Below are 25,519 nucleotides of genomic sequence, written 5' to 3'. Positions count from 1 at the left end.
GGCGCCGCTTTCAGCGGCCGATTTGGTCCTGGCATCCCAAGGCCGTGCAAGCGGGCCTTCAGCCGCCGTGGCGGCGCAGCTGCAGCGCAATCTCGTCGCCCACGTGCTGCATGAACACACGCACACGGGCCGTGTCGCGCAGGTCCGGGTGGGTCAGCATCCAGACCGGCACGGTCATTTCCGGGATCACCTCGGACACCGCGACCAGCCCGGGGTGGCTGGCTTCCATGAAGCAGGGCAGCACGCCGACGCCGATGCCGGTGTGCAGCATCGCCGCCACCGCGTTGAAGATGTCGACGCGCACCTTCACGCGCGCCTGCGCCAGGTGCTGGCGCATCCAGCGGTCGTAGACGCGCGTGCGCGCATCACGCTCGAAGGCCACCCACGGCGCGTCTTTCAGCAACTCGGCCAACGGCGTCACCGCCTGCGGCAGGCCAGGCGCATCACGCAGCGCGTAGACGCGGCAGGGCGCATCGCCGAGTGGCCGGCCCACCAGGTGCTCGGCCACGGTGCTGGACAGGCGCAACGCGACATCGGCCTGGCGCTGCGACCAGCTGGTCGACGATTCGGGGCTGCGCCGGGCCAGATCGACCAGGAACGCGTTCTCCAGCACCTCGACCTCGATGCCCGGGTAGGCGCGGGCGAAGCTGGCCAGTGGCGCCGGCAGCAGGTGCTCCATCACGACGAAGGCGGTCGTCAGCCGCAACTGGCCGGTCAGCTCGCGGTCTCGGCCCTGCACGCGGCGCTCGATTTCGTCGACCTGGTCGGCCATGCGCCGGGCTTGCTCCAGCAGCAGTGCCCCGGCTTCGGTCGGGTGGTAGCCCTGGCGTTGGCGTTCGAACAGGCGGGCGCCGAGGCGGGCCTCCAGCGCATCGAGCCGGCGCAGCACCGTGGTGTGGTTCACGCCCAGCTGGCGTGCCGCCGCCGCCAGCGAGCCGCCCTGGCCGATGGCCAGCGCGTAGCGCAAATCACTCCAATCGAGGTCCGCCATGGGCGCAGTGTCGCCGATGACTGCAATTTCGCAAACTACCCTTGCACCCTCATGCATTGCGGGCAAATCTGCGGCGGTCTACATTGCTTTGACCCCGCATCAATGCGGGTAAACACCCAAGCCATGAGCGCCACCTCCCACCCCCTGCACAGCCTGGAAGCCTGGCCCGGCGAAAGCCAGCAGCCGCCACTGCGCCTGCTGGAAACGCCGCGGACCCGCGCCGGGACCGAGCCGGCAAGCCCGATCCGCTCGCGCCCTGCCGGTTGGCTGCAGCGCCTGCGCCGCGCGCTGGCGCGCTGAACCGCGCCTGGCCCGAATCTGATGTGAACGTGCGGCGGAGCAGTCCGCCACGTCGGCATGCCGGCACCCCGACCGGGGTGGCCGGCCGGCTCAGCGTTCGCCGCGGAAGGTTTCCATCGGCAGGGTGACCGAATAGTCGCTCTGGGCGGCGCCGCTGCGCGGCGGGGCCGCCGGGGCAGGGCCCGCGGCGGCCGCTGGCCCACCGCTGATTGCCCCCGGGCGGGTCGAGCCGCCGCCGGCCAGCGCACCGGGCGCCGAGTGCGTCGTCGAACGGCGGCCCTCTTGGCGCGCACGCTCGATCTCGGCCTCCAGCGCCTTGAGCTGTTCGGCGTGCGCCTTGTTGAGCCCATCGACCTGCTCGACCAGCGTGTTCATCAGGTGTGACAGCTCGTTGGCATGGGCCTGGCGCAGCTCTTCGAGCTCGCGCTCCTGGCGCAAGCGCTCGCTCTGGCGCTCCTGCTCACGCTCTTGCGCCTGGCGCGAGTTCGACTCGGCCAACGACTTCAGCTGCGAACTCAGCTGCAGGTTGGCCGCGCGCAGCCTTTCGAGCAGCCGCTGCTGCGGCGTCGAATCGCGCCCGCCGCCTTCACCGGCGACATGGCCCGGCAAGACCGATATGGGCCCATGGTCCTGCCCGCCGGAATCGCGTACCGCGGAATGGGCCGGCCTGCGCCCACGCTGACGCATGGCACCAAGCACGACGCCTGCCGCCAACCCGATCACCACCGCCACCAAGGGCCAGATCCATCCCGCCATATCGTTCATCATATTGAGGCTCCGTCGCCGAATGTGCGAACTTGCACGTCCAACGCTGGAAATTGACCGGTCCATTGTGAGGCCAATGAACAGCCGGCGCCATCCTCGTGATACAGGAGGTGGCGCGCAAGGAACGAAGGGCGCTCGAGAGCCGCTCCTAGAATCGCGCCCCATGCCTTCGTCCCCCCTGCCGGGCGCGCGCCCTCACCCGCTCGGCGTGTTGCACCGCTTGGTCGTCATCACGCTGCTGGGCTTCGCCTCGGGGCTGCCGCTGGCATTGACCGGCCAGGCAATGCAGGCCTGGCTGAGCCTGGACGGGCTGGACCTGAAGACGATCGGCTTCCTCAGCCTGGTCGGCTTGCCGTACACCTTCAAGTTCCTGTGGGCGCCGCTGATGGACCGCTTCGACCTGCCGCTGCTCGGCCGGCGGCGCGGCTGGCTGGTGCTGACGCAGCTGGCGCTGGCCGGCGCGTTGTGGCTGATGGCCGAGGTCTCACCACGCACCGAGCTGGCGTTGTTCGGCCTGGTGGCCGTGGCGGTGGCCTTCCTGTCGGCGTCGCAGGACGCCGTCTACGACGCCTACCGCAGCGACCTGTTGCCGCCGCGCGAGCGTGGCATGGGTGCCTCGCTGAACACGATGGGCTACCGGATGGCCATGGTCGTCTCCGGCGGCGTTGCGATGATCTGGACCGACCCGCTGCAAGGCAATGGCTGGACCTGGCCGGATGTCTACCAGTTGATGGCCGGCCTGATGGCCGGTGCCGCGGTGCTCAGCGCCTTTGCGCTGCCGCGCCTGCCGATGCCACCGGTGGCGAGGACACCGATGCGGCGCGACCTGTTGGGTTTCCTGGCAGTGGCGGCGGCGGTGGCGGCGGGTTACCTGCTGACCAACCGGCTGTTCGCCGTGGCCCACAGCGCCCTGGCGGGCCCGCTGGCCGCGCACCCCGGTACTCGCGGCTGGCTGGACCTGGGGCTGCTGCTGGTCGGCATCGGGGTCACCTTGCCGCTGGCGGCCTGGGCCGCGCGCAAGGCCCGCTTCGAAACGCTGCTTTCGGGCCTGTCGAACTATTTCTCGCAGCCGGGCGCCGCGGCGCTGCTGGTGCTGATCGTGCTCTACAAGCTGGGCGATGCGTTTGCCAGTTCGCTGATGACGCCGTTCCTGCTGCAGAGCATGGCCTACACCCCGGCCGAGGTCGGCGTGGTCAACAAGGTGCTGGGGCTGTGGCTGACGGTGCTGGGCGCGTTGCTGGGCGGCGCGCTGATGCTGCGCCTGGGGCTGTGGCGCGCACTGTTGATCTTCGGCGTGCTGCAGATGCTGAGCAACCTCGGCTTCTGGTGGCTGGCGGTGCACGGGCAGGGCGCGCTGCCGGGCATGACGCTGCCGGCGTTCGACCTGGGCTTCGTCAGGCTGGCCCAGCCCACCCCGGTCGACGGTGGTCTGCTGCTGGTGATTGCGCTGGAGAACCTGACCGGCGGCATGGGCACCGCGGCCTTCGTCGCGTTCCTGATGAGCCTGACCAACCAGCGCTTCTCGGCCACCCAGTACGCGTTGCTGTCGGCCTTTGCGTCGGTCGGCCGGGTCTGGGTCGGGCCGTTGGCCGGCGTGCTGGCCAGCACGATCGGCTGGCCAACCTTCTTCATCGTCTCGACCATCTTCGCGTTGCCGGCGCTGGTGATGCTGTGGGTCATGCGGGCCAGCGTGCAGGCGCTGGAAGTGGACCCGGCCACCGCCGGCGCCACCGACGACTGAAGGCCGCCCTGACGAACGGCCCGCGCGCGACAACGAGCGGGTTGACGCCGATCGCAGGCATCGCGTCAACGGCCCACAATGGACGCCAGCCCGTCCTTTCGAGCCGTCCATGCCGTACCACCCACCGCTTGACCAGCCTCCGCTTGCGGTGCACGAAACGGGCTGCGCCTGCTGGCGGCACCAGCGCCGCCGAACCGGCGCCTGGCTGCTGGCCGGCTCCGCGGCGACGTTGCTGCCGGCGCTGGGCCAGGCACAAGACGGCGTGCTGCGCGATGTCGGGCGCGAATCGCGTTTCACCCGGTTCATCTCGGCCGAACAGATCGAGCAGGCAGCAACGCAGCAGTACGGCTACCTCAAGCGTGACGCCAGCGCCAAGACCCTGCTGGCCGGTGACGACGATCCGCAGCTGATCCGGCTGCGCACGATCGCCCAACGCATCATTCCGTTCGCCGCGGCCTGGAACAGCCGCGCCGCGACGTGGCGTTGGGAGGTCAACCTGATCCACCGCAAGGACCTGAACGCCTTCTGCATGCCGGGCGGCAAGATCGCCGTCTTCAGCGGCCTGCTGCTGCGGCTGCAGCTCAGCGACGACGAGGTCGCGGTGATCATGGGCCACGAGATGGCCCACGCGCTGCGCGAGCATGCGCGCGAACGCATGGGCAAGACGGTCGCCACGCGCCTGGGTGCCGGGCTGATCAGCTCGTTGTTCGGCCTCGGGGACCTGGGCGATGCGGCGCTGAACGTCGGCGCGCAGCTGCTGACGCTGCGCTTCTCGCGCGAAGACGAATCCGAAGCCGACCTGGTCGGGCTCGACCTCGCCGCCCGCGCCGGCTACGACCCCAAGGCCGGCGTGACGCTGTGGCAGAAGATGATGAAGGCCGCCGAAGGCGCCCCGCCCGAATTCATCTCCACCCACCCCGCCGGCCCGACCCGCGTCAAAGACATCGAAGCCGCGCTGCCCAAGGTCCAGCCGCTCTACGCCGTCGCCCCGCGCCCGCCCAAGGTCTACGGCCCACCGGCAGCTGCCCCGAATTGACCGAGGCGATCCTTAGGAGCCGCCTCACCAGCGCATCGGCAACCGACTTTTGAGGCGCAATCCTTTGCCCTCGACGCTGACATGGCCGCCATCCTGCAGATCCTTCATCAGGCGGCTGACCATCTCGCGTGAGCAGCCCAGGTAGTGGGCCATCTGCTGGTGGGTCAGGCGCTCGGCGATCCACAGGCTGCCGTCTGGCTGCGGCACCGCGCTGCCTTCGAGCAACAGCTTGAGCCGGCCGTAGACGTCGTTCAGCGCCAGCTGCTTGGCCGACACGGTGGCGGCGCGGGCGCGGCGGATCACCTTGGACAACAGCTCGAAGGCGAAGGTCGGCTCGTCGGCGACGTGGCGTTCCAGCGTGGCGCGGGTGACGACGGCGCAGACGGTGGCTTCCAGTGTTTCGACACTGGCCGAGCGCGGCCCACCGTCCAGGCTCATCTCACCGATGAACTCGCCGTCGCCATAGGAACCGTAGGTGATCTCGCGCCCGTTGTCGCCTTGGGCAAACGCACGCAGCCGGCCCTGCAAGACGATGTAGAGCGTGTCGCCCTGGTCACCTTCCTGGATCAGCAGCATGCCCTTGCGGTAACGCCGCACCTCGCCACGTGCCGCCAGTGCGGCCACGCTGGGCGAAACCGCTGCCAGCCGGGCCAGCAGCTCGTCAGCCCCGTCAGGGAATGCGGAAGGCGACGCCATGGCAGCGATGCTAGCAAGCACGCTGCGGCGGCCGCGTCATCGATGACGCCATGCCGCCGAAATAGCATGCTATGTGGCGGGCCGGCGTGGCCCGCACACCACGCCCGACCAAGCCAACCCGCTCAGGCCGTCATCGCGCTCGCCCCAAAACCCGAGGCCAGCACCGGCACTTCGGCCTGGCGCCGCAGCGCGCCGACCATCGGCGGCAACACCGCGACCTGCTGCACCAGGTCACGGATGCTGTCGGCGCCGGTCTTGGCGCGGATGTTGGCAATCTGCGTGCGCACGGTGGCGATCTTGACGCCATGCCGCTCGGCGATCTCGTTCGGGCAGCAGCCTTCGCACAGCGCGCTCAGCACCTGCGCCTCGCTGGGCGAGAGCCGGTACTCGCGGGCGAAGCCCTGCACCGACAGGTCACCGCAGACCTCACGCCGGCCCAGCACCATCAGGGTCGCTGGCACCGTGGGCGCGGCCGCGGCGTGGCTGCCCGGGGTCGCCAGCAGCGGCACGATCGCGATACCCGCGCGCTGCGTGCCTTCACCCACCGTCAGCAGCCTGCGCAGGCCGCGGCTGGCGGCCGCATGCAGCGCTTGGTGCAGAGGCGCCGCATCCTTCTGCAGCCGGGTGCGCAGCTCGTGGCCTTGCAGCTGCAGCGGGTGCTGCGGGGCCGCCAGGCTGGACCGCGCCGCATGGTTGGCATGCAGGACACGGCCGCCATCGGCCAGCAACAGCAGGCCGTAGTCGATCTCGTCCAGCATCACGGTCATCAGCCGCGTCAGCAACGCGGCCCCGCCGCGCCGCTCGGGCCCCCGGTAGCCCAGGGCCTGGCCCAGGCCCGACATGCCATGGCTCCAAAGAGCACCGCTGGTCCGGACGACGCCGTCGTCCCTGCCAAGGGCGGGGCGGGGCATTGCCCGGCCGGACGTGGAAAGAGCCGTTGAAACGAAGAGTTCCATGGTCAACCTCCTTGCACACCGGAGTCCGTGCCTTGTGGCCCACGACCGCGTGGACGACACGTGGCTCCAGTGAGAAGCAAAGCTTAGGCATGTGGCTTGCTCGTGGGCGGCCACTATGACGGTCACGCTTTGTGACAAATTCACCATCCGCACAGGACTGTCCGCGCTGCGGCGAGGCCGCACCGCCCGTGCCGCGCCAGGGCTCAGGTGCCGGCGACGAAGGGGTTGCTGCGGCGCTCGTCGCCGAAACTGCTCTCCGGTCCGTGCCCGGGGACGAAGATGGTCTCGTCGCCCATCGGCCACAGGCGCTCGGTGATGCTGGCGATCAGTGTCGCGTGGTCGCCGCCCGGGAAATCGGTGCGGCCGATCGAGCCGGCGAACAGCACGTCACCAACGAAGCAGCGCCGCGCCTCGGCGCTGTGGAAAACCACATGACCCGGCGTGTGGCCGGGGCAGTGGCGCACGGCCAGTGTGCTTTGGCCGAGTTGCACGGCGTCGCCGTCGGCCAGCCAGCGGGTCGGCGTGAAGGGCTCGGCGAGCGGGAAACCGAACATCTTGCTTTGGCGCGCCAGCCCGTCGATCCAGAACTGGTCACCCGGGTGCGGGCCGATGATCGGCAGGCCGAGTTCACGCGCCAGCGTGCCGGTGCCGCCGGCATGGTCGATGTGCGCGTGGGTCAGCCACAGCGCCACCAGCTTCAGCCGGCGCTCGGCCACGGCCGCCTTCAGCCGCTCGACCTCACCGCCGGGGTCGACCAGCGCGGCTTCCTGGGTCTGGTCGCACCAGACGAGCGAGCAGTTCTGCTGAAACGGGGTGACGGGGATGGTGTGGTAGAGCAGCACGGCCGTGATGTTCGCACGGCGGGGCTGGAGGACGGCCCGGGCGACTGAGGCTCTCAGGCCTGGCGCACCGGCGCGGTCGGCGCTGGTCTTCGTCGCCGGGCGCCCCCGTCCTGATCGGCGGGCCGTCCAGTCTGCCGCGGGTCGGGGCCGCGCGACGCTGCGGCTATGCTCGCCGGCTTGGCCGACCCTACCCCACCTTCACCATGAAACGCTGGCAAGCCGACGGGTTGCTCCTGGCCGTGGCGGCGATCTGGGGCCTGGCTTTCGTGCCGCAGGCCTGGGGCATGGACAGCATGCAGCCGATGGGCTTCACCGGGCTGCGCTTCGCGCTGGGCGCGTTGGTGGTGGCGCCGCTGGCCTGGCGTGAACGGGGCCGGCCGGCCCCGCCGCAGCCCGCGGGCGGTCCGCCGCGCTGGCTGCTGTTGCTGGGCCTGGGCACGCTGATCTTTCTCGGCGCGGCGCTGCAGCAGATCGGCCTGCTGACGACCAGCGTCACCAACGCGAGCTTCCTCACTGCGCTGTATGTACCCGCGGTCCCCTTGCTGGCCCGGGCCCTGTTCGGCCACCGGCCGCATTGGGTCGCCTGGCCGGCGGCGTTGGGCTGTGTGGTGGGCACCTGGTTGCTGACCGGCGGCCAGGCGGTGCACATGGTCGTCGGCGACTGGTGGGTCATCGCCAGCGTCTTGCCGTGGGCGCTGCACGTGGTGCTGGTCGGCTGGGCCGCGGGACGACTCGGCGCACCTTACACGGTGGCCTGTGTTCAGTTCGCGGTCTGCAGCGGGCTCAGCCTGGTGGCTGCGGCGGCGCTGGAGAGCATGAGCTGGGACGGGATCCGGGCAGCGGCCGGCGCGATCGCCTACACCGGCCTGGTCTCGGTCGGCATCGGCTACACCGCGCAGGTGGTGGCACAGCGCCACACCCATGCGGCGGACGCCGCGCTGGTGCTGTCGAGCGAAGCGGTGTTCGCCGCGATCTTCGGCGCGCTGCTGGTCGGCGACCGGCTGAGCCCCAGCGGCTGGGCCGGCTGCGCGGTGATCCTGGGCTGCATCCTGCTGGCGCAGCTGCCGCTGCTCGCTGCAGCGGTGTTCAAGCGTTAGACGCCGGGCGTCAGAACCGGTACGCCATGCCGATCGTGGCCTGCGGGACGGCCCTGACGCGGCCAGCGCCGTCGCGCAGCTCGCGCGTTTCCTTGTGCAGGTCCTCGTCGCTGACCTGGCCCAGCAGCGGCCCCTGGGCCCGGCTGGTGACGCTGGCCTGGCCGATCGACGCACCGAGATCGGCCATCAGCGACAGGCCCTTGACCTGCTCGCTGTGGCGGCCCCAGCCAATACCCAGGTACGGCGTGACTGCGGGGAACTTGACCTTGGCGTCGAAGCGGTCCGCTGACGTCGTCGGGTAGGTCGTGTCGCCGATCTTGATCGGCGTGCCGTCACCGAAGGCCGTCAGGCGCATCTCGCCGTCGTTGAAGGTCGCGCCACCGCTCAGGCGAAAGCGACCGGCAACGAACCAGTCGGCGAACAGGCCGAGGCGCTGGAAGTGCACGTTGCCACGGTAGGCAATGCCCTCCTGGTCGCCGTTGACGCTGTGCTCGCCACTGCTGGCGACGTCGGCACGGATCGACACCTGCGGGTTGACCGGGTGGGCCAGGCCCAGCACCAGACCGGGGGCGCCGAGGGCCGCATAGGGATCGGCGGCTTGCGCGGCGCCGGCAGCCAGCACCAAACAAGCGGCCACGCGCATGCGGCAGCTTTTCATCTGCATCGAGAATCTCCCAAAGACGTTGAAGAGGCGGTGCGCGTGAGGCGCGCGTCACCGCAGCGTCGCGCCCGGCCCCGCATCGTTGCGGGTGTCATGGGGCACGACGGGGCGTGACTCTAGCCGGCGCCGCCGCACCGAGCGATGACGGATCGGCGCGTCAACGTGACAGCTGGTAATCGACGCCGGTCAGAGGCTGAAGCCGTAGTCGATCGTCAACGGCGCGTGGTCCGAGAAACGTGGTTCGAGGTGGATCTGCTCGCGGTGGGCATGGGCGGCGAGCGCCGGCGTGGCCAGTTGGTAGTCCAGCCGCCAGCCGACGTTCTTGGCCCAGGCTTGGCCGCGGTTGCTCCACCAGGTGTACTGATCGGCCTTGTCGTTCAGGCACCGGAACACGTCGACCAGGCCGGCCTCTTCGAGCAGCCGTGTCATCCACGCGCGCTCTTCGGGCAGGAAGCCGGAGTTCTTCTGGTTGCCCTTCCAGTTCTTCAGGTCGATTTCCTTGTGGGCGATGTTGACGTCGCCGACGAGGATGAATTCACGCTCGCCCCTGAGCGACAGCAGGTGCGGGTAGATGATTTCGAGAAAGCGGTACTTTGCCAGCTGCCGCTCTTCGCCCGACGAGCCACTGGGGAAGTAACAGCTGATCACGCTCAACTTGCGGCCGGGTTTGTCGAAGCGCACTTCGACATAGCGACCTTCGTCGTCGAACTCGCGTTCGCCCAGGCCGGTGATCACCTCGCTGGGCTCGTGGCGGGTGTACAGACCGACGCCCGAGTACCCCTTCTTCTGCGCATAGTGAAAGTGGCCGTTCATGCCCCCCACCTGCTCGAAGCGGCCGACCACATCGGCGGCCTGGGCCTTGACCTCCTGCACCCCCATACAATCGGCTTGACTCTGCTCAGCCCATTGGACAAATCCTTTGTTGGCGGCTGAACGAATGCCGTTCAGGTTGAGCGTGACCAGGCGAAAACCCATGGGTGTTGTCCTCGATGTCGAACATGGCCTCCACTGACCCGCTGGCGCAGGCATTCGTGAAATTCTCGGTGGAAGCCGGGGTGCTGCGCTTCGGCGACTTCAAGACCAAGGCTGGTCGACAGTCGCCTTACTTCTTCAACACCGGTCTGTTCGACGACGGTGCCAAGCTCGCGCGCTTGGGCGAATTTTATGCACGCCGACTGATCGCCTCGGGCCTCGAGTTCGACATGCTGTTCGGCCCGGCCTACAAGGGCATCACGCTGGCCGCGGCGGTGGCGATCGGGCTGGCGAAAGAGGGCAAGAGCGTGCCCTACGCCTACAACCGCAAGGAAGCCAAGGACCACGGCGAGGGCGGCACGCTGGTCGGCGCACCGGTCAAGGGCCGGGTGCTGATCATCGATGACGTGATCACGGACGGTGCCTCCAAGCGCGAGGCCGCCGACCTGATCCGCGCCGCCGGTGCGACGCCGGTCGGGGTGGCGATCACGATGGACCGGCAGGAGCGCGCCAGCGACAACTCGGCGGACAACCGATCGGGCGTGCAATACGTTGAGCAGGACCTGGGCCTTCGGGTCCTGTCCATTGCCACCCTCGCCGATCTGATGCAATTCCTGGCCGAAACCGACGACCCGACTCTGAAAGCCAACACCGCGCGGGTCCAGGCTTACCGCGACCGCTACGGGGTGTGAGCCAGGCCATGCGCAGGATCGGGGCCGCTTGTCTGGTGCTGTGGACGGCCACCGTCTGCGCGGCCACCCCGGGCAAATCCAGCGATTCGCCGGGCCGATCGATCTACACCTGCATCGACGCGCAAGGCCACCGGCTCAGCTCGGACCGGCCGATCCCGGAATGCCTGGCCCAGGAGCAACGCATGCTCAACCGTGACGGCAGCCCGAAAGGCGTGCTGCCCCCGGCACAAAGCCCAGAAGAAAAAGCCCGAGCCGAGAATGCGAAGCGCCAGGCCGAGCAACAGCGCCTGGCGCGCGAGGCCGAAGCCCGACGCGACCGCGCGTTGGTGGCACGCTACCCCGACTTGGTCGCGCACGATACGGCGCGCTCCCGGGCACAGGAGCCAGTCACCAAGCAGATTGAAGCCGCGCGCCGCCGGCTGGCCGAGCTGGAGGTCGAGAACCAGGCCCTGCAGCGTGAACGCGAGGCCATTCCAGGCAAGGTGCTGCCGCAGGCGCTGAAGGCGCGCGTTGCCGCCAACGAAGGCTCGATCGAGGCCCAGAACACGATCCTGCGCGACCAGGAAGCCGAGCGCGAACGCCTGAACCAGCAGTTCGACGCCGAACTGGCGCGGCTGCGCGCCTTGTGGTCCGGCGCTGCGCTGGGCCGCACGGGAACAACACCGACGCCGTCGTCCGGCCCGGCTCGCAACCCCTCGGCCCCCTGACCCCCACTTTGCGGAAGCCCCTGATGACCGCCTTGCCCACGATGCCGTCCATCCGCTGCCCTGCGCCGCTGCGCTGTTTGCTGCTGGCCGGCGCGGCCGCACTGTTCGGCACACCGGCGATCGCCGGGACCGCCGACTACCACTGTGACGGCGGCAGCACACTGCGGGGTGACTTTTCGCCGCGCGCTGCCCGGGTGCGCTACGAAGACCAGAACTGGACGCTGCAGCGCGTGCGGGATTCGCGCGAGGCTCGTTATGTGTCGAGCAAGGCCGGTGTCACGATCACCTTGGTCAAGCGTGACGCGGTGCTGGAACGCAAGGGGCAGGACAAGCTCTCGTGCAAGCTGGTCGTGCAGGCGCTGAGACCCGAGGCCCTGGGCCTCGCCCCGCCGGCGAGCGCCAGCACCCCGTCGCGCTGACGGCGGGTTCGCGCAGCGCGGCGACGGCCTCGTCACAGGCGCTGACACGGTGCCAGCGACCAGCGTTAAGCTGCCCGCCATGCGTTTGCCCTCGCTTTCTCCCTGGTCAAACCGGCCGCGCCACGGGTCGCGACTGGCCACGGCCGCGCTGTGCGGCATGTTCACGTTGCTGGTCACGGCCTGCGGCGGCAGCGGTGGCGGGGATGGCGGCAACGACGTCGAACTGGCCTATGACGACCCGGTCAGCTACAGCGGCGCGCCCGGCGCCGCGTTGACCAGCGCCACCGAAGCCGCGGCGGTGACCCAACACACGCTGGCGCTCGGTGGCGGCACCTTGGCCTACACCGCCACCGCCGGCCACTTGACGGCCCGCGCGCTGGTCGGCGACACGCCACTGGCCAGCATGTTCTACATCGCCTACACCCAGGACGGCGCCGACCCGGCGATGCGGCCGGTGACCTTCTTCTACAACGGTGGCCCCGGCTCAGCCAGCGTCTGGCTGCACCTGGGCTCGTTCGGGCCGAAACGGCTGGTGACCGGCGCGCCCAGCATCGCGCCGGCCAGACCCTTCGCCTTGGTCGACAACGCCGAGTCGCTGCTCGACCAGTCGGACCTGGTGTTCATCGACGCGGTCGGCACCGGCCTGTCCGAGGCGATCACGCCATACATGAACCGCAGCTTCTGGGGCGTGGACGCCGACGCCGACCTGTTTCGCGACAGCATCCGGCGCTGGCTGGCGTTGAACGGCCGCGCCGCGTCGCCGCTGTTCCTGTTCGGCGAAAGCTACGGCACGCTGCGCAGCGCAGTGCTGGCCGAACGGCTGGAGTCGGCCGGCGTGCCGCTGACCGGCGTGATCCTGCAGTCGTCGATCCTCGACTACAACAGCAACTGTGCGGTCTTCGAGCCCGGCACCACCGACTGCACCGGCTTCCTGCCCAGCTACTCGGCTGTCGGCGCCTGGTTCGAGCTGACGAACCCGGTGCCGACCGACCTCGGCGCCTTCCTCGGCGAGATGCGCAGCTTTGCCGAACTGAGCTACCAGCCGGCGGTCGAGGACCACCTGGCCGGCACCGGCGCACCGAGCAACGAGCTGTATAACCAGCTGATCGACAACACCGGCGCGGCCCTCAGCCTGTGGCAAACGGAGTTCAGCCTCGGGCCCCACCGCTTCCAGCGCCAGCTGATCGCGGGGCAGCTGACCGGCCGCTACGACGCCCGCATGGCGGTGCCCGTCGGCAGCCCGTTGGCAAGGGAAGGCGACCCGTCGTCGACCGTCATCAGCAGCGAGTTCAGCGACGCGATCCGTGCCTACCTGCCCAACGTGCTGGGCTACGGGACGCGGACACCCTATGCCACCTTCGTCAACGCAATCGATTACTGGGACTTCTCGCACGACGGCAACTTCGTGCCCGACGGCATCCCCGACCTGGCGGCGGCAATGACACTGAACCCGGCGCTGCAGGTGCTGTCGCTGTCGGGTGTGGACGATCTGGCGACGCCGTTCTACCAGACCGAGCTTGACCTGCAGCGGCTGCCGGCGCTGGCGCCGCGCTTCACCGTGCGCACCTATGTCGGCGGCCACATGACCTACCTCGACGACGACTCGCGCCGGGCCCAGAAGGCCGATCTGGCGTCGTTCTACCAAGGTGCGATGGCAGCGGCACGCACCGCCAGCCAGGAGGCAGCGGAATGAAGCGTGTTGTCCGGGGTGGCCTGATCGCGGCGGCGCTGCTGGCCGGCGTGGCCGCCGGCGCGGCCACGCCCGTGCTGCGCGATCCGGCGTTGCCCGAAGCCTTGCGGCACACCCGGCCCGCGCCACCCAGCGAAGGGGTCGTGCTGCAGGCGCAGGTCGAGGCCAAGCTGCGTGGCCGTTTCGAGGCGGCCGACGCCTCGGGCCAGGGCCACATCAGCCGCGCCCAGGCCGAGGCGGCGGGGCTGGGGTTTGTCGCGCGCCATTTCAACGCGATCGACAGCGGCGGCCACGGCAGTGTCAGCTGGGCCCAGGTGCAGGCCTACATCGCCCAACGCGCCGCAGCCCGATAGGCGCGGCGCGCCCTGCCCGCGTCAGGGCCTCAATTCAACCGGGCTTTCAACAGCTCCCCGGCCTGCGCCGGGTTGGCCTTGCCCTTGCTGGCCTTCATCACCTGGCCGACCAGCGCGTTGAAGGCCTTGTCCTTGCCGGCCTTGTATTCCTCGACCGACTTGGCATTGGCGGCGATCACCTCGTCGACGATCTTCTCCAGCGCGCCGCTGTCATTCATCTGCTTCAGGCCCTTGGCCTCGATGACCGCGTCGACGTCCGCGCCTTCGCCGGTCCACAGCGCTTCGAAGACCTGCTTGGCGGCGTTGTTCGAGACCGTGCCGTCCTGGATGCGCGCAATCAGCGCGGCCAGCATCGCCGGCGCCACCGGCGCGCCGGCGATGTCGCGGTCCTCGGTGTTCAGCCGCTTGCTGACCTCGCCCATCAGCCAGTTGGCGACCAGTTTCGGCGCCTTGCTCGCATCTCGGGCTGCCTCGTAGTAGCGGGCGAAGGCCAGGCTTTGGGTCATCATCGACGCGTCGTACTCGGCCAGGCCATCGGCGGTGACGAAGCGCTCGGCCATCGCGCCGGGCAGCTCGGGCATCGCGGCCTTGACCTCGGCGATCCACTCGGGCGCGATCACCAGCGGCGGCAGGTCGGGGTCGGGGAAGTAGCGGTAGTCGTGGGCGTCTTCCTTGGTCCGCATCGAGCGGGTCGCGCCGCGGCCGCCGTTGGCATCCGGGTTGAACAGCACCGTGGCTTGTTGGATGGCACGCCCGTCCTCGATCTCGTCGATCTGCCACTGCACCTCGGCGTCGATCGCCATCTGCAGGAAGCGGAAGCTGTTCAGGTTCTTGATCTCGCGCCGCGTGCCGTAGGGCGCACCGGGCTTGCGCACCGAGACGTTGGCGTCGCAGCGAAACGAGCCCTCCTGCATGTTGCCGTCACAGATGCCCAGCCACACGACCAGCGTGTGCAGCGTCTTGGCGTAGGCCACCGCTTCGGCGGCCGAGCGCATGTCGGGCTCGGTGACGATCTCCAGCAGCGGCGTGCCGGCGCGGTTCAGGTCGATGCCCGAGCAGCCCGGTGTCTCCAGCCCTTCGTGCATCGACTTGCCGGCGTCTTCTTCCAGGTGGGCACGGGTCAGGTGCACCGTCTTGGCCTGGTCGCCGACGAAGCAGTGCACGGTGCCGCCTTGGACCACCGGCGTCTCGTACTGGCTGATCTGGTAGCCCTTGGGCAGGTCGGGGTAGAAGTAGTTCTTGCGGGCAAAGATCGACAGCGGCGCGACCTTCGCGCCAACCGCCAGGCCGAAGCGGATCGCCCGCTCGACCGCGCCGCGGTTGATCACTGGCAGCGTGCCGGGCAGCGCCAGGTCGACTGGGCAGGCCTGGGTGTTGGGCTCGGCGCCGAACTGGGTCGACGCACCGGAGAAGATCTTCGACGCAGTCGACAGCTGGGCGTGGGTCTCGAGGCCGATCACGACCTCGTAGCCGCGAACGAGTTGCGGTGCACTTGTCATGGCTTGCGCGTGTGGAAGTCAGTGGCTTGCTGGAAGGCGTGCGCGGCGTGCAGCAGCTGGCCTTCGGCGAAGTAGTTGCCGAGCAACTGCAGGCCCACCGGCATGCCACCTTCGCCGAAACCCGCCGGCACGCTCATGCCGGGCAGGCCGGCCAGGCTGCCGGGCAGCGTGAAGATGTCGGCCAGGTAGGCCTGGATCGGGTCGTCGCCTTGCTCGCCGAGCTTCCACGCGACCGTCGGCGCCACCGGGCCGGCGATCAGGTCGCACTGCTGGAAGCAGGCCTGGAAGTCGTCGGCGATCATGCGGCGCAGCTTCTGCGCCTGCAGGTAGTAGGCGTCGTAGTAGCCGTGGCTCAGCACGTAGGTGCCGATCATGATCCGGCGCTTGACCTCGGCGCCAAAGGCCTCGGAGCGCGACTTCTTGTACATGTCGAGCAGGTCGCCGTACTTGGCCGCGCGGTGGCCGTAGCGCACGCCGTCGAAGCGACTCAGGTTCGAGCTGGCCTCGGCCGGCGCGATGATGTAGTAGACGGGGATCGACAGCTCGGTGCGCGGCAGGCTGACGTCGACCAGCGTCGCCCCCAGCTTCTCGTACTCGGCCAGCGCGGCGCGCAACGCGCCGTTCACGTCCGCGGCCAGCGCGACCGGGAAGAACTCCTTCGGCAGGCCGATGCGCAGGCCCTGCAGCGGCTTGGCGGCCGACGCTCCGGCGCGCGGCGCCAGCATCTGGGCGTGGAAGTCTTGCGGCGGGCGCTGCAGGCTGGTCGCGTCGCGCTCGTCGAAGCCGCTCATCGCCGACAGCAACAGCGCGCAGTCCTCGGCCGAGCGGGCCATCGGGCCGGCCTGGTCGAGGCTCGACGCAAAGGCGATCATCCCGTAGCGTGAGCACACGCCGTAGGTCGGCTTGATGCCGGTGATGCCGGTGAAGCTGGCCGGCTGGCGGATCGATCCGCCGGTGTCGGTGCCGGTCGCGGCTGGCACCAGGCGCGCCGCCACCGCGGCGGCCGAGCCGCCCGACGAGCCGCCCGGCACCCGCGTCGTGTCCCACGGGTTCTTCACCGGCCCATAAGCCGAGTTCTCGTTGGCCGAGCCCATCGCGAACTCGTCGCAGTTCAGCTTGCCCAGGCTCACCACGCCGGCGGCAGCCAGGCGCGCGACCACGGTGGCGTCGAACGGGCTGGCATAGGCTTCGAGCATCTTCGAGCCGGCGGTCGAGGGCTGACCCTTGGTGACGAAGATGTCCTTGTGGGCGATCGGCACGCCGGTCAGCGCGCCAGCCTGGCCACTCGCGCGCGCAGCATCGGCCGTCTTCGCCGCGGTGCGGGCGCCGTCGGCATCCACATGCAGGAAGGCGCCGAGCGCACGCTGGTCGGCGATGCGGCCCAGCAGGTGGTCGACCAACTCGGCGCTCGACACCTGCTTGTCGGCCAGTGCACGGCTCAGCGCCGCAACGCCCAGATCGTGCAGATCGGTGTTCGTGGCGACGCTCATTCGATCACCTTCGGCACGAGGAACAGACCGTTCTCGAGCGCCGGCGCACTGGCCTGGTTGGCCTCGCGGTCGTTCGATTCTGTGACACGGTCGTCGCGCAAGCGCAGCTCGACCGCCTGCACCGCCGACAACGGCGTGTACAGCGGCTCGACGCCGCGGGTGTCGACCGCGCTCATCTGTTCGACGATGCCGAAGAAGCCATTGAGCTGGCCCAGCATCGCATCGGCCTCGGTGGGCGAGAGTTCCAGCCGCGCCAAATGGGCGATGCGGCTCACATCCTCGGGGGTGAGTGGCATGAGATGGACTTGGGTTGAAGCGCGCAGTATGCGCGGCGGCTTTCGGGCTTGGCCGACCCGCAAAAATAGGGGCGCCGTACCTCGGTGGCCATAGGGGCTTGCGGTATTATCTCCGGTTAATCCACAAGCCGCCGGTTCACTCTGGTGCGGCCCTTTCGACAGGTCGATGACGACGCCGGCAGGGCAGCGCGAAACACGCGGTGTCGTGGGTCACGTTTGGAATCGTCAGCTTGCGGTGTCCCGGCCTTAACCTGCGCCATCCCCACCGCACCGCACCAGCCTTCCGCGCTCAAACGCCGCGCCCCATCCCATGCAGTCCGAGGCTCTGAACCCGATCGTGCGCCCTTGCGGCGTCCGTGGTGCGTTCGCCTCGGCACTGTCAGCCCCCCATTTTTGACCGCCAATGTTCGCACCACTGCGTCGTTACTTCTCGACCGACCTCGCCATCGACCTGGGCACCGCCAACACCCTGATCTACGTGCGGGGCAAAGGCATCGTGCTCGACGAGCCCTCGGTCGTCTCGATCCGCCATGAGGGCGGCCCGAGCGGCAAGAAGACCATCCAGGCCGTCGGCAAGGAAGCCAAGGCCATGCTGGGCAAAGTGCCCGGCAACATCGAGGCGATCCGCCCGATGAAGGACGGCGTGATCGCCGACTTCACCGTCACCGAGCAGATGCTCAAGCAGTTCATCAAGATGGTTCACCCGGCTTCGCTGCTGAAGCCGAGCCCGCGGATCATCATCTGCGTGCCCTGCGGCTCGACCCAGGTCGAGCGGCGCGCGATCCGCGAGTCGGCGCTGGGCGCGGGCGCCTCCGAGGTGTACCTGATCGAAGAGCCGATGGCCGCTGCGATCGGCGCCGGGTTGCCGGTGTCTGAAGCCTCGGGTTCGATGGTGGTCGACATCGGCGGCGGCACGACCGAAGTCGGCGTCATTTCGCTCGGCGGCATGGTCTACAAGGGCTCGGTGCGCGTCGGCGGCGACAAGTTCGACGAAGCGATCATCAACTACATCCGCCGCAATTACGGCATGCTGATCGGCGAACCGACCGCCGAAAGCATCAAGAAGAGCATCGGCTCGGCCTTCCCCGGCTCCGAAGTCAAGGAGATGGAGGTCAAGGGCCGCAACCTCTCCGAAGGCGTGCCGCGCAGCTTCACGATCAGCTCGAACGAGATCCTCGAAGCGCTGACCGACCCGCTGAACCAGATCGTCTCGGCGGTCAAGAACGCGCTCGAACAGACGCCGCCCGAGCTGGGCGCCGACATCGCCGAGCGCGGCATGATGCTCACCGGCGGTGGCGCGCTGCTGCGCGACCTGGACCGCCTGCTGGCCGAGGAGACCGGGCTGCCGGTGCTGGTGGCCGAAGACCCACTGACCTGCGTGGTGCGCGGCTGCGGCATGGCGCTCGAACGCATGGAGCGCCTGGGCGCGATCTTCACCTCGGAGTGAGGCCCGTCGCGCGGCCACCATGTGTCTTCGGCCGGTGACTGACAACCGCATGAACCCGCCCCAGGGCTCGCTGCCTTTGCGCCACCCGCCCGGCCCGACGGACGTTGGCGACGGCCCGATGTTCCGCCTGCCCGGTTAACCAGCGCCATGCCCCTCGGCACGCTCGACCGCACACCGCCCCCATTCTTCCGCCAGGGTCTGCCGGCGCGAACCAAGCTCGCGCTGTTCGCGGCACTGGCGATCTTCCTGATGGCCGCAGATGGCCGGGTCGGCCTGATCAAGCCGCTGCGCGCCGCCGCGGCCACTGCGCTGCTGCCGCTGGTGCGGGTGCTCACCGTACCGGTGCAGGCCTGGGGCAGCGGTGGCGACTACCTCGCCGGCCTGCAGACCGCGCTGGACAACGAGAACGCGATGCGAGCCCGCCTGGCCGCCCAGGCCGAGCGTTCGGCCCGGGCCGAGCAGCTGGCGCAGGAGAACGCCCGCCTGCGCGCGCTGCTGGAGCTGCGGCCCGCGGTCAGCGTGAAGACGCTGGCCGCCGAGGTGCTGTACGAGGCCCCCGACCCGTTTTCGCACAAGCTGTTCCTGGATCGCGGCAACCAGCACGGCGTGGTCGCGGGTGCGCCGGTGATCAACGAGACCGGCGTGCTGGGGCAGGTGACGCGCGTCTACCCGTTCTCGGCCGAGGTCACGCTTCTGGTCGACAAGGACGCCGCCATCCCGGTGGTCAACACCCGCACCCAGCACCGCAGCGCCGCCTTCGGCAATGGCGACGGCAGCACGATGGAGCTGCGCTTCGTCGGCGGCAACGACGACGTACAGGCCGGCGACGTGCTGACCACCAGCGGCACCGACGGCGTCTACCCGCCGGGCTTGCCGGTGGCCAAGGTGGCCTCGGTGGATCGACGGGCGGACTCGGCCTTTGCCCGCATCGCGCTGGTCCCGACCGCCTTGCCCGATGGCGTGCGCCATGTGCTGGTGCTGGAGCCGCTGAGCGTGCAGTTGCCGGCCCGGCCCGAACCGCCGCCGGAGCCCGAGAACGCGCGCCCGCGCCGTGGAGGCCGGCGATGATCAAGACACTCCCGGGGGCAACGCCATGATCATGCAGATGCTGTCCGCCCCCAGGTCCGCCTTCGGCGGCCCGCCCCCCGAGGGGGTCAAGGGGCTAGGGAACGGCCCGTCGCCCCTTGGGAGCGCGCCATGATCATGCCGCGCGGCGACCAGCTGCTGCTGCCGGTCAACCCGCTGTTCCTGTGGTTCACGCTGTTGCTGGCCTTCGCGCTGAACATCATGCCGATGGGCCGCAGCGCAGCCATGCCCGACCTGGTCGCGTTGACGCTGGTGTTCTGGAACGTGCACCAGCCGCGCCGCGTCGGCATCGGCTGGGCTTTCCTGTTCGGGCTGCTGATGGACGTGCACCAGGGCGCGCTGCTGGGCCAGCACGCATTGGCCTACACACTGCTGAGCTATCTGGCGATCATGATCCACCGCCGGCTGGTCTGGTTCGGCCTGCTGCAGCAGATGCTGCAGGTGCTGCCGCTGTTCTTTGCCGCGCATGCCGCTTCGCTGGCGGTGCGGCTGGTGGCCGGCGACAGTTTTCCGGGCTGGTCGTTCTTCATCGCCCCCTTCATCGAGGCCGCGCTGTGGCCGGTGGCCAGCGCGCTGATGCTGGCCCCGCAGCGCCGCCCGCCGGACCCGGACAAGAACCGGCCGCTGTGATGTCGTCGTCGGCGCCTTTGCTCACCCCTCCGTTCGGGCTGAGCTTGTCGAAGCCCTGCGGCGCGCATGCCCTTCGACGAGCTCAGGACGATCGGATCGCCCTTCGACAGGCTCAGGGCGAACGGTGGTCGGTGGCCGGGGAGTTCCAGCCCGCAGGCCAGCGCACGGCCGCTCCGAAGCGGCCGCCGCCCCCCCTCGGGGGGGCGGCGGCTGTATCCAGCCGCCGGGGGGCTCCATGACAGAGCTCAAGGATCTTGCACGCGAGCTGGACCGGTTCCGGCTGCGCATTCTGGCGGCCGCGCTGTTCGTGCTGTTCGGCTTCGGCCTGCTGGCCGCGCGCCTGGTCTACCTGCAGGTGTTGCGCCACGACGAGCTGGCCATCCAGGCCGAAGCCAACCGCACGGCCATCGTGCCGATCGTGCCGAACCGCGGCCGCATCGTCGACCGCCACGGGATCGTGCTGGCCAACAACTACACCGCCTACACGCTGGAGATCACGCCGAGCAAGGTCGACGATCTGGAGGCGACGATCAACGCCCTGGCCGAACTGGTCGAAATCCGGCCGAGCGACCGTCGGCGCTTCAAGCGCCAGCTGGAGGAAAGCAAGAGCTTCGAGTCGCTGCCGATCCGCAACCGGCTGTCGGAGACCGAGATGGCGCGCTTCATCGCGCAGCGCTTCCGCTTCCCCGGTGTCGACATCAAGGCACGGCTGTTTCGCAATTACCCGCTGGGCGAAACCGGCAGCCACCTGATCGGCTACATCGGCCGCATCAACCAGACCGAGAAGCAGGCGATGGAGGACTGGGAGGAGGAGACCCAGGCCAACTACCGCGGCACCGAGTACATCGGCAAGCTCGGCCTGGAACAGGCCTACGAAAGCGAGCTGCACGGGCGCACCGGCGTCGAGCAGATCGAGACCTCGGCCGGGGGCCGCGCGGTGCGGCGGCTCGACAGCAAGCCCTCGACGCCGGGCAACACGCTGATCCTGTCGATCGACATCAAGCTGCAGGCACTGGTCGAGCAGCTCTATGGCGACCGCCGCGGGGCGTTGGTGGCGATCGACCCGCGCAACGGCGAGGTGCTGGCCTTCGTTTCGAAGCCGACCTTCGACCCCAACCTGTTCGTCGACGGCATCGACCAGGAGAACTGGAGCGCGCTGAACGAGAACATCGACAAGCCGCTGCTGAACCGCGCGATCCGCGGCACCTATCCGCCCGGTTCGACCTTCAAGCCCTTCATGTCGATCGCCGCGTTGAATTCCGGCAAGCGCAGCGCCAGCACCGTCGTGATGGACAACCTGACCTACACCTTCGGCGGCCGCACGTTCGGCAGCCCCGAGACCGACCGCCCGGGCCCGAAAGACATGCGTGCGGCGATCGTGTCGTCGAGCAACGTGTACTTCTACAGCCTGGCCAACGAGATGGGCGTGGACCTGATCCACGACCAGCTGGCGCCCTTCGGCCTCGGCCGCAAGACCGGCATCGACATGGACGGCGAGCTGACCGGCGACCTGCCGTCGACCGACTGGAAGCGCCGCCGCTTCAAGAAGCCCGAGCAGCAGAAGTGGTATGCCGGCGAGACGATCTCGCTCGGCATCGGCCAGGGCTACAACAACTTCACGATGCTGCAGATGGCCAATGCGATGGCCGCGCTGTCGTCGGGCGGGCTGCGTTTCAAGCCCCGCCTGGTGCACGAGGTCGAAGACGCGATCACGCGCGAGAAGCGCAGCAACTCGTCGCAGGCGCTGGAGCCGATCGGGTTGAAGCCCGAACACGTGGCGGTGATCCGCGATGCGATGAACGGCGTGACGATCGCCGGCACCTCGGCCCGCGTGTTTGCCGGCGCCGGCTACCAAAGCGGCGGCAAGACCGGCACCGCGCAGGCGGTGGGCGCGCGGGCGAACGAGAAGTACAGCGCCGCCCGCATGGCCGAGCACCTGCGCGACCATTCGCTCTACATCGCCTTCGCGCCAGTGGACGAGCCGCGGGTCGCGCTGGCAGTGATCGTCGAGAACGCCGGTTGGGGCTCGGGCGCGGCCGCGCCCATTGCGCGCCGTGTGCTGGACTACCTGCTGATGGACCAATACCCCAGTGAAGAGGACATCGCGCTGGTGCGTGAAGGCAAGGGCGCGGCACCGATCGGCACGCCGCGCAAGCCGGCCGACGTGCCGCTGCCGACTGGCGTGGGCGCGTCGGTGGCGATGGGGCTGGTGGCAACGCCGGACCCGGCAGGCGGCGCGGCATCGGTGCCTGCGCCTGCGCCTGCGACTGGCGCACTCAGGGCAACGGCCAGCGCAGGGGCCAGCGCCGCCTCCGGCACACCCGGCGGCCAGGTCGTTTCGCCGCCCAAGGCCGGCGCCCCGCCCGCATCCATGCCCGCCTCGGCGGCCCGTGGCGCCTGGCCGGCCCCGCCGCGGCCGACGCCGGCCTCGGCCAGCGCGTCAGGAGGCCAGCCATGAGCGTGGTGCTGGAACGCCCGCCGCTGTGGCAGCGCATCTTGCCGGTGTTCTCCGGCTTCGACCTGCCGCTGTTGCTGGGCCTGTTCGTGCTCGGTGGGCTGGGGCTGGTGACGATGTACTCGGCCGGCTACGACCACGGCACCCGCTTCGTCGACCATGGCCGCAACATGCTGCTCGGGCTGCTGTTGCTGTTCCTGGTCGCGCAGGTGCCGCCGCAGCGCCTGATGCGCATCGCGGTGCCGCTGTACGCCGTCGGCGTCGCGCTGCTGGTGGCCACCGCCTTGTTCGGCATCACGAAGAAGGGCGCCACGCGCTGGATCAACCTGGGCATCGTGATCCAGCCCAGCGAGCTGATGAAACTCGCGATGCCGCTGATGCTGGCCTGGTGGTTCCAGAAGCGCGAAGGGCAGCTGCGCCCCCTCGACTTCGCGGTCGCCGGTGCATTGCTGCTGGTGCCTGTCGGACTGGTCGTCAAGCAGCCCGACCTGGGCACGGCCATCCTGATCCTGTCCGGCGGGCTGTATGTCATCTACTTTGCCGGCCTGAGCTGGCGTTTGATCCTGCCGGTGCTGTTGGCCGGCGTGCTGGCCATTGGTGCGCTGGTGTTGTCGGCCGACCAGATCTGCCAGGACGACGTGAAATGGCCGCTGCTGCGCGAGTACCAGAAACATCGTGTCTGCACGCTGCTCGACCCGACGACCGACCCGCTGGGCAAAGGGTTCCACATCATCCAGGGTGGCATCGCGATCGGCTCCGGCGGCCCGACCGGCAAAGGCTTCATGAAGGGCACGCAGACGCACCTGGAGTTCATCCCGGAGCGCACGACCGACTTCATCTTCGCGGCCTACGCAGAGGAGTTCGGCCTCGTCGGCACCCTGGGCCTGATCGCCTGTTTCAGCTTCGTGCTGATACGCGGCCTGCTCATCGCGGCCGAGGCCCCGACCGTCTTCACCCGGCTGCTCGGCGGCGCACTGACACTGAGCTTCTTCACCTACGCGATGGTGAACATGGGCATGGTCAGCGGCATCCTGCCCGTGGTGGGCATCCCCCTGCCGTTCATCAGCTACGGCGGCACCGCGATGGTCACGCTGGGCCTGGCGCTGGGGATGCTGATGTCGATCGCCAAGAGCCGGCGCCTGATGCAGAGCTGAACGTCAGGCTCAGCCGCCTGCGACGCCGGTGGGGCCGTCTCGCCCCTGCGTTTGCACTGGGAATCGCACCGTGAACACCGTACCCGGCCCTCCGGCGGGCGCCCCCGTCGATGGGCGCGCCTGGTCGACCGTGATGGTCGCCTGGTGCTTGTCGGCAATCTCGCGCACGATGGCCAGCCCCAGGCCGCTGCCATCCACGTTCGTGCCGAGCGCGCGGTAAAACGGCTGGAACACCAGTTCGCGCTCGGCTTCGGCGATGCCGGGGCCGTTGTCCTCCACCTGCAGCACCAACACCTGGCCGAATGGGTCGGGGGTCACCCTCACCGTGACCGTGCCGCCTTCAGGGGTGTACTGCAGCGCGTTGTCCACCAGGTTGCGGATCATCTCGCGCACGAGAATCGGTTGGCCACGCAGATACGGCGCCGTTTCGCCGGCGAGCTCGGGGCCCTCGTAGCCCAGGTCGATGCGCTTGTCCATGGCCTTGGGCACGAAGTCCTGCACGGTCTCGGTGGCCAGCCGAACCAGGCTGAAGTCCTGCGCCTTGCGCGCCAGCTCCTCGTCCTCCGCACGGGCCATCGCCAACAGCTGGTTGACCATGTGCGCCGCGCGCTGGCTGGAGCGGGCGATGTGCTGCAGCGAGCGCTTGATCGACTGTGCGTCACCGGTGCCGCCGTCGATCTCGCGCTGCGCCAGTTCAGCCTGGGTGCGCAGCCCCGCCAGCGGCGTCTTCAACTGGTGGGCAGCGTCGGCCAGGAAGTGCTTTTGTGTCGCCATCGACTGGTCGAGCCGGGTCAGCAGATCGTTGATCGCGCGCACCAGCGGCGCCACCTCTTCCGGCACGTCGTGCTGGTCGATCGGACTCAGGTCATGGGGCTGACGGCGCTGGATGCGCTGCTGCAGCTGGCTCAGCGGCGCGATGCCGCGTGCCAGCGCGAACCAGACCAGCAGCACGGCCACCGGCAGGATCACATACTGCGGCAGCAGCACGCCCTTGATGATCTCGGTGGTCAGGCGGCCGCGCTTTTCCATCGTCTCGCCGACCTGCACCAGGCCGATGCTCAAGGGTTCGCCGGGCGCCGGCACAAGGCGCAAGCTGGCCACGCGTACCGGCTCGTTCTGGACCATCTCGTCGCGAAACTGCACCTCGCCGATCGGCGGCGGAAAGGCCGGGTCGGTCTCCGGCGTCGGCAGTTCGCGGTCACCGGCCAACAGCTCCCCGTGCTCGCCCAGGACCTGGAAGTAGACGCGGTCGACGTCGTCGCTGCGCAGCAGGGCGGCCGCCGGCTCGGGCAGGCGCAAGGCCTTGTCCTGCGGCAGTTGGGCATCGGCGACCACCATCTGGCGCGCGATCATGCGCGTCAGCTGGGCCAGGTCGCGGTCGTAGGGACGGGCGGCAATGTTCTGTGCCACCAGCCAAGTCAAGGCCGCGCTCATCGGCCACAACAGCAGCAGCGGCACCAGCATCCAGTCCAGGATCTCGCCGAACAGTGACCTCTGTTCACGAGACATGGGGCCCCCACGCCCCCTTCCGGGGGCTGCCCCCC

General features: G+C 69.3%; 25 protein-coding genes. 14 read left to right on the top strand and 11 right to left on the bottom strand.

Features of this window, described 5'->3' with window-relative positions; genetic code table 11:
* Positions 1-58: 58 nt before the first annotated feature.
* Positions 59-991 (bottom strand): LysR family transcriptional regulator, encoded by a 933-nt coding sequence (locus VFY73_RS27075; protein WP_329724693.1) that lies wholly within the window; start codon positions 989-991, stop codon positions 59-61.
* 123 nt (positions 992-1,114) lie between these two features.
* Between VFY73_RS27075 and VFY73_RS27070 the strand changes: the two genes are divergently transcribed.
* Positions 1,115-1,291 (top strand): hypothetical protein, encoded by a 177-nt coding sequence (locus VFY73_RS27070; RefSeq protein ID WP_329724692.1) that lies wholly within the window; start codon positions 1,115-1,117, stop codon positions 1,289-1,291.
* Positions 1,292-1,381: 90 nt separating this feature from the next.
* Here the strand turns inward: VFY73_RS27070 and VFY73_RS27065 are convergent, their stop codons facing one another.
* Entirely contained in the window at positions 1,382-2,059 is a 678-nt protein-coding gene (locus tag VFY73_RS27065) for a hypothetical protein (RefSeq protein ID WP_329724691.1), read from the bottom strand.
* A gap of 160 nt (positions 2,060-2,219) precedes the next feature.
* On the opposite strand from VFY73_RS27065, the gene VFY73_RS27060 reads away from it, so the two are divergent.
* Together VFY73_RS27060 and VFY73_RS27055 are read left to right on the top strand one after the other, a co-directional pair.
* On the top strand, positions 2,220-3,797 hold the full coding sequence (locus VFY73_RS27060) for an AmpG family muropeptide MFS transporter (RefSeq protein ID WP_329724690.1): 1,578 nt from the start codon (positions 2,220-2,222) through the stop codon (positions 3,795-3,797).
* A gap of 109 nt (positions 3,798-3,906) precedes the next feature.
* Positions 3,907-4,833 (top strand): M48 family metallopeptidase, encoded by a 927-nt coding sequence (locus VFY73_RS27055; protein WP_329724689.1) that lies wholly within the window; start codon positions 3,907-3,909, stop codon positions 4,831-4,833.
* Positions 4,834-4,857: 24 nt separating this feature from the next.
* Here VFY73_RS27055 and VFY73_RS27050 read toward each other — a convergent pair whose 3' ends face one another.
* The 3 genes from VFY73_RS27050 to VFY73_RS27040 form a co-directional block, all read right to left on the bottom strand.
* Positions 4,858-5,529 (bottom strand): Crp/Fnr family transcriptional regulator, encoded by a 672-nt coding sequence (locus VFY73_RS27050; RefSeq protein WP_329724688.1) that lies wholly within the window; start codon positions 5,527-5,529, stop codon positions 4,858-4,860.
* 122 nt (positions 5,530-5,651) lie between these two features.
* Positions 5,652-6,371, bottom strand: a complete 720-nt coding sequence (locus tag VFY73_RS27045; protein ID WP_329724687.1) for a helix-turn-helix domain-containing protein — start codon at positions 6,369-6,371, stop codon at positions 5,652-5,654.
* A 317-nt stretch (positions 6,372-6,688) separates the two neighbouring features.
* Positions 6,689-7,327 carry an MBL fold metallo-hydrolase gene (locus VFY73_RS27040; RefSeq protein WP_329724686.1) on the bottom strand — a complete coding sequence of 213 codons (639 nt, stop codon included), beginning with the start codon at positions 7,325-7,327 and terminating at the stop codon, positions 6,689-6,691.
* Positions 7,328-7,530: 203 nt separating this feature from the next.
* Between VFY73_RS27040 and VFY73_RS27035 the strand changes: the two genes are divergently transcribed.
* Positions 7,531-8,424, top strand: a complete 894-nt coding sequence (locus VFY73_RS27035) for a DMT family transporter (RefSeq protein ID WP_329724685.1) — start codon at positions 7,531-7,533, stop codon at positions 8,422-8,424.
* 10 nt (positions 8,425-8,434) lie between these two features.
* Here the strand turns inward: VFY73_RS27035 and VFY73_RS27030 are convergent, their stop codons facing one another.
* Entirely contained in the window at positions 8,435-9,088 is a 654-nt protein-coding gene (locus VFY73_RS27030; RefSeq protein ID WP_329724684.1) for a hypothetical protein, read from the bottom strand.
* A gap of 183 nt (positions 9,089-9,271) precedes the next feature.
* Positions 9,272-10,060 (bottom strand): exodeoxyribonuclease III, encoded by a 789-nt coding sequence (locus VFY73_RS27025; RefSeq protein ID WP_329724683.1) that lies wholly within the window; start codon positions 10,058-10,060, stop codon positions 9,272-9,274.
* A 23-nt stretch (positions 10,061-10,083) separates the two neighbouring features.
* Here VFY73_RS27025 and pyrE point away from each other — a divergent pair, with 23 nt between their 5' ends.
* From pyrE to VFY73_RS27000, 5 genes are all read left to right on the top strand, one after another.
* Positions 10,084-10,749 (top strand): orotate phosphoribosyltransferase, encoded by a 666-nt coding sequence (gene pyrE / locus VFY73_RS27020; protein WP_329724682.1) that lies wholly within the window; start codon positions 10,084-10,086, stop codon positions 10,747-10,749.
* A gap of 8 nt (positions 10,750-10,757) precedes the next feature.
* Positions 10,758-11,456, top strand: a complete 699-nt coding sequence (locus VFY73_RS27015; RefSeq protein WP_329724681.1) for a hypothetical protein — start codon at positions 10,758-10,760, stop codon at positions 11,454-11,456.
* A gap of 23 nt (positions 11,457-11,479) precedes the next feature.
* Positions 11,480-11,875: an MliC family protein gene (locus VFY73_RS27010; RefSeq protein WP_329724680.1), complete on the top strand. Its 396-nt coding sequence runs from the start codon at positions 11,480-11,482 to the stop codon at positions 11,873-11,875.
* 79 nt (positions 11,876-11,954) lie between these two features.
* Positions 11,955-13,568 (top strand): S10 family peptidase, encoded by a 1,614-nt coding sequence (locus VFY73_RS27005; protein ID WP_329724679.1) that lies wholly within the window; start codon positions 11,955-11,957, stop codon positions 13,566-13,568.
* Positions 13,565-13,918, top strand: coding sequence for an EF-hand domain-containing protein (locus VFY73_RS27000; protein WP_329724678.1), 354 nt, complete (start codon positions 13,565-13,567; stop codon positions 13,916-13,918). The genes VFY73_RS27005 and VFY73_RS27000 overlap by 4 nt, the downstream gene beginning before the upstream one ends.
* Positions 13,919-13,947: 29 nt before the next feature.
* Here VFY73_RS27000 and gatB read toward each other — a convergent pair whose 3' ends face one another.
* Genes gatB through gatC form a run of 3 tightly spaced genes read right to left on the bottom strand, consistent with a single transcriptional unit; the run spans position 13,948 to position 17,203 of the window.
* Positions 13,948-15,417, bottom strand: coding sequence for an Asp-tRNA(Asn)/Glu-tRNA(Gln) amidotransferase subunit GatB (gene gatB, locus VFY73_RS26995; RefSeq protein WP_329724677.1), 1,470 nt, complete (start codon positions 15,415-15,417; stop codon positions 13,948-13,950).
* Positions 15,414-16,907, bottom strand: coding sequence for an Asp-tRNA(Asn)/Glu-tRNA(Gln) amidotransferase subunit GatA (gene gatA / locus VFY73_RS26990; protein WP_329724676.1), 1,494 nt, complete (start codon positions 16,905-16,907; stop codon positions 15,414-15,416). The genes gatB and gatA overlap by 4 nt, the downstream gene beginning before the upstream one ends.
* Positions 16,904-17,203 (bottom strand): Asp-tRNA(Asn)/Glu-tRNA(Gln) amidotransferase subunit GatC, encoded by a 300-nt coding sequence (gatC, locus tag VFY73_RS26985; RefSeq protein ID WP_329724675.1) that lies wholly within the window; start codon positions 17,201-17,203, stop codon positions 16,904-16,906. Before gatC ends, gatA begins: the two co-directional genes overlap by 4 nt.
* A gap of 403 nt (positions 17,204-17,606) precedes the next feature.
* Here gatC and VFY73_RS26980 point away from each other — a divergent pair, with 403 nt between their 5' ends.
* The 5 genes from VFY73_RS26980 to rodA all read left to right on the top strand — a co-directional run bounded on the left by VFY73_RS26980 (position 17,607) and on the right by rodA (position 23,975).
* On the top strand, positions 17,607-18,650 hold the full coding sequence (locus tag VFY73_RS26980) for a rod shape-determining protein (protein WP_329724674.1): 1,044 nt from the start codon (positions 17,607-17,609) through the stop codon (positions 18,648-18,650).
* Positions 18,651-18,797: 147 nt separating this feature from the next.
* Entirely contained in the window at positions 18,798-19,718 is a 921-nt protein-coding gene (mreC, locus tag VFY73_RS26975) for a rod shape-determining protein MreC (protein WP_329724673.1), read from the top strand.
* Positions 19,719-19,847: 129 nt separating this feature from the next.
* Complete coding sequence (mreD, locus tag VFY73_RS26970) at positions 19,848-20,366, top strand: rod shape-determining protein MreD (protein WP_329724672.1); 519 nt, start codon at positions 19,848-19,850, stop codon at positions 20,364-20,366.
* Positions 20,367-20,601: 235 nt separating this feature from the next.
* Entirely contained in the window at positions 20,602-22,824 is a 2,223-nt protein-coding gene (gene mrdA / locus VFY73_RS26965) for a penicillin-binding protein 2 (RefSeq protein ID WP_329724671.1), read from the top strand.
* Entirely contained in the window at positions 22,821-23,975 is a 1,155-nt protein-coding gene (rodA, locus tag VFY73_RS26960; RefSeq protein ID WP_329724670.1) for a rod shape-determining protein RodA, read from the top strand. Before mrdA ends, rodA begins: the two co-directional genes overlap by 4 nt.
* A 9-nt stretch (positions 23,976-23,984) precedes the next feature.
* Here rodA and VFY73_RS26955 read toward each other — a convergent pair whose 3' ends face one another.
* Positions 23,985-25,484, bottom strand: coding sequence for a sensor histidine kinase (locus tag VFY73_RS26955; RefSeq protein WP_329724669.1), 1,500 nt, complete (start codon positions 25,482-25,484; stop codon positions 23,985-23,987).
* Positions 25,485-25,519: the final 35 nt, after the last annotated feature.

Origin of the sequence: Ideonella sp. (genome assembly GCF_036277275.1) — a bacterium.
Classification (GTDB): domain Bacteria; phylum Pseudomonadota; class Gammaproteobacteria; order Burkholderiales; family Burkholderiaceae_C; genus Ideonella.
The sequence above is the reverse complement of the archived record's forward strand: the minus strand, read 5'-3'. Positions and strand labels throughout refer to the sequence as shown.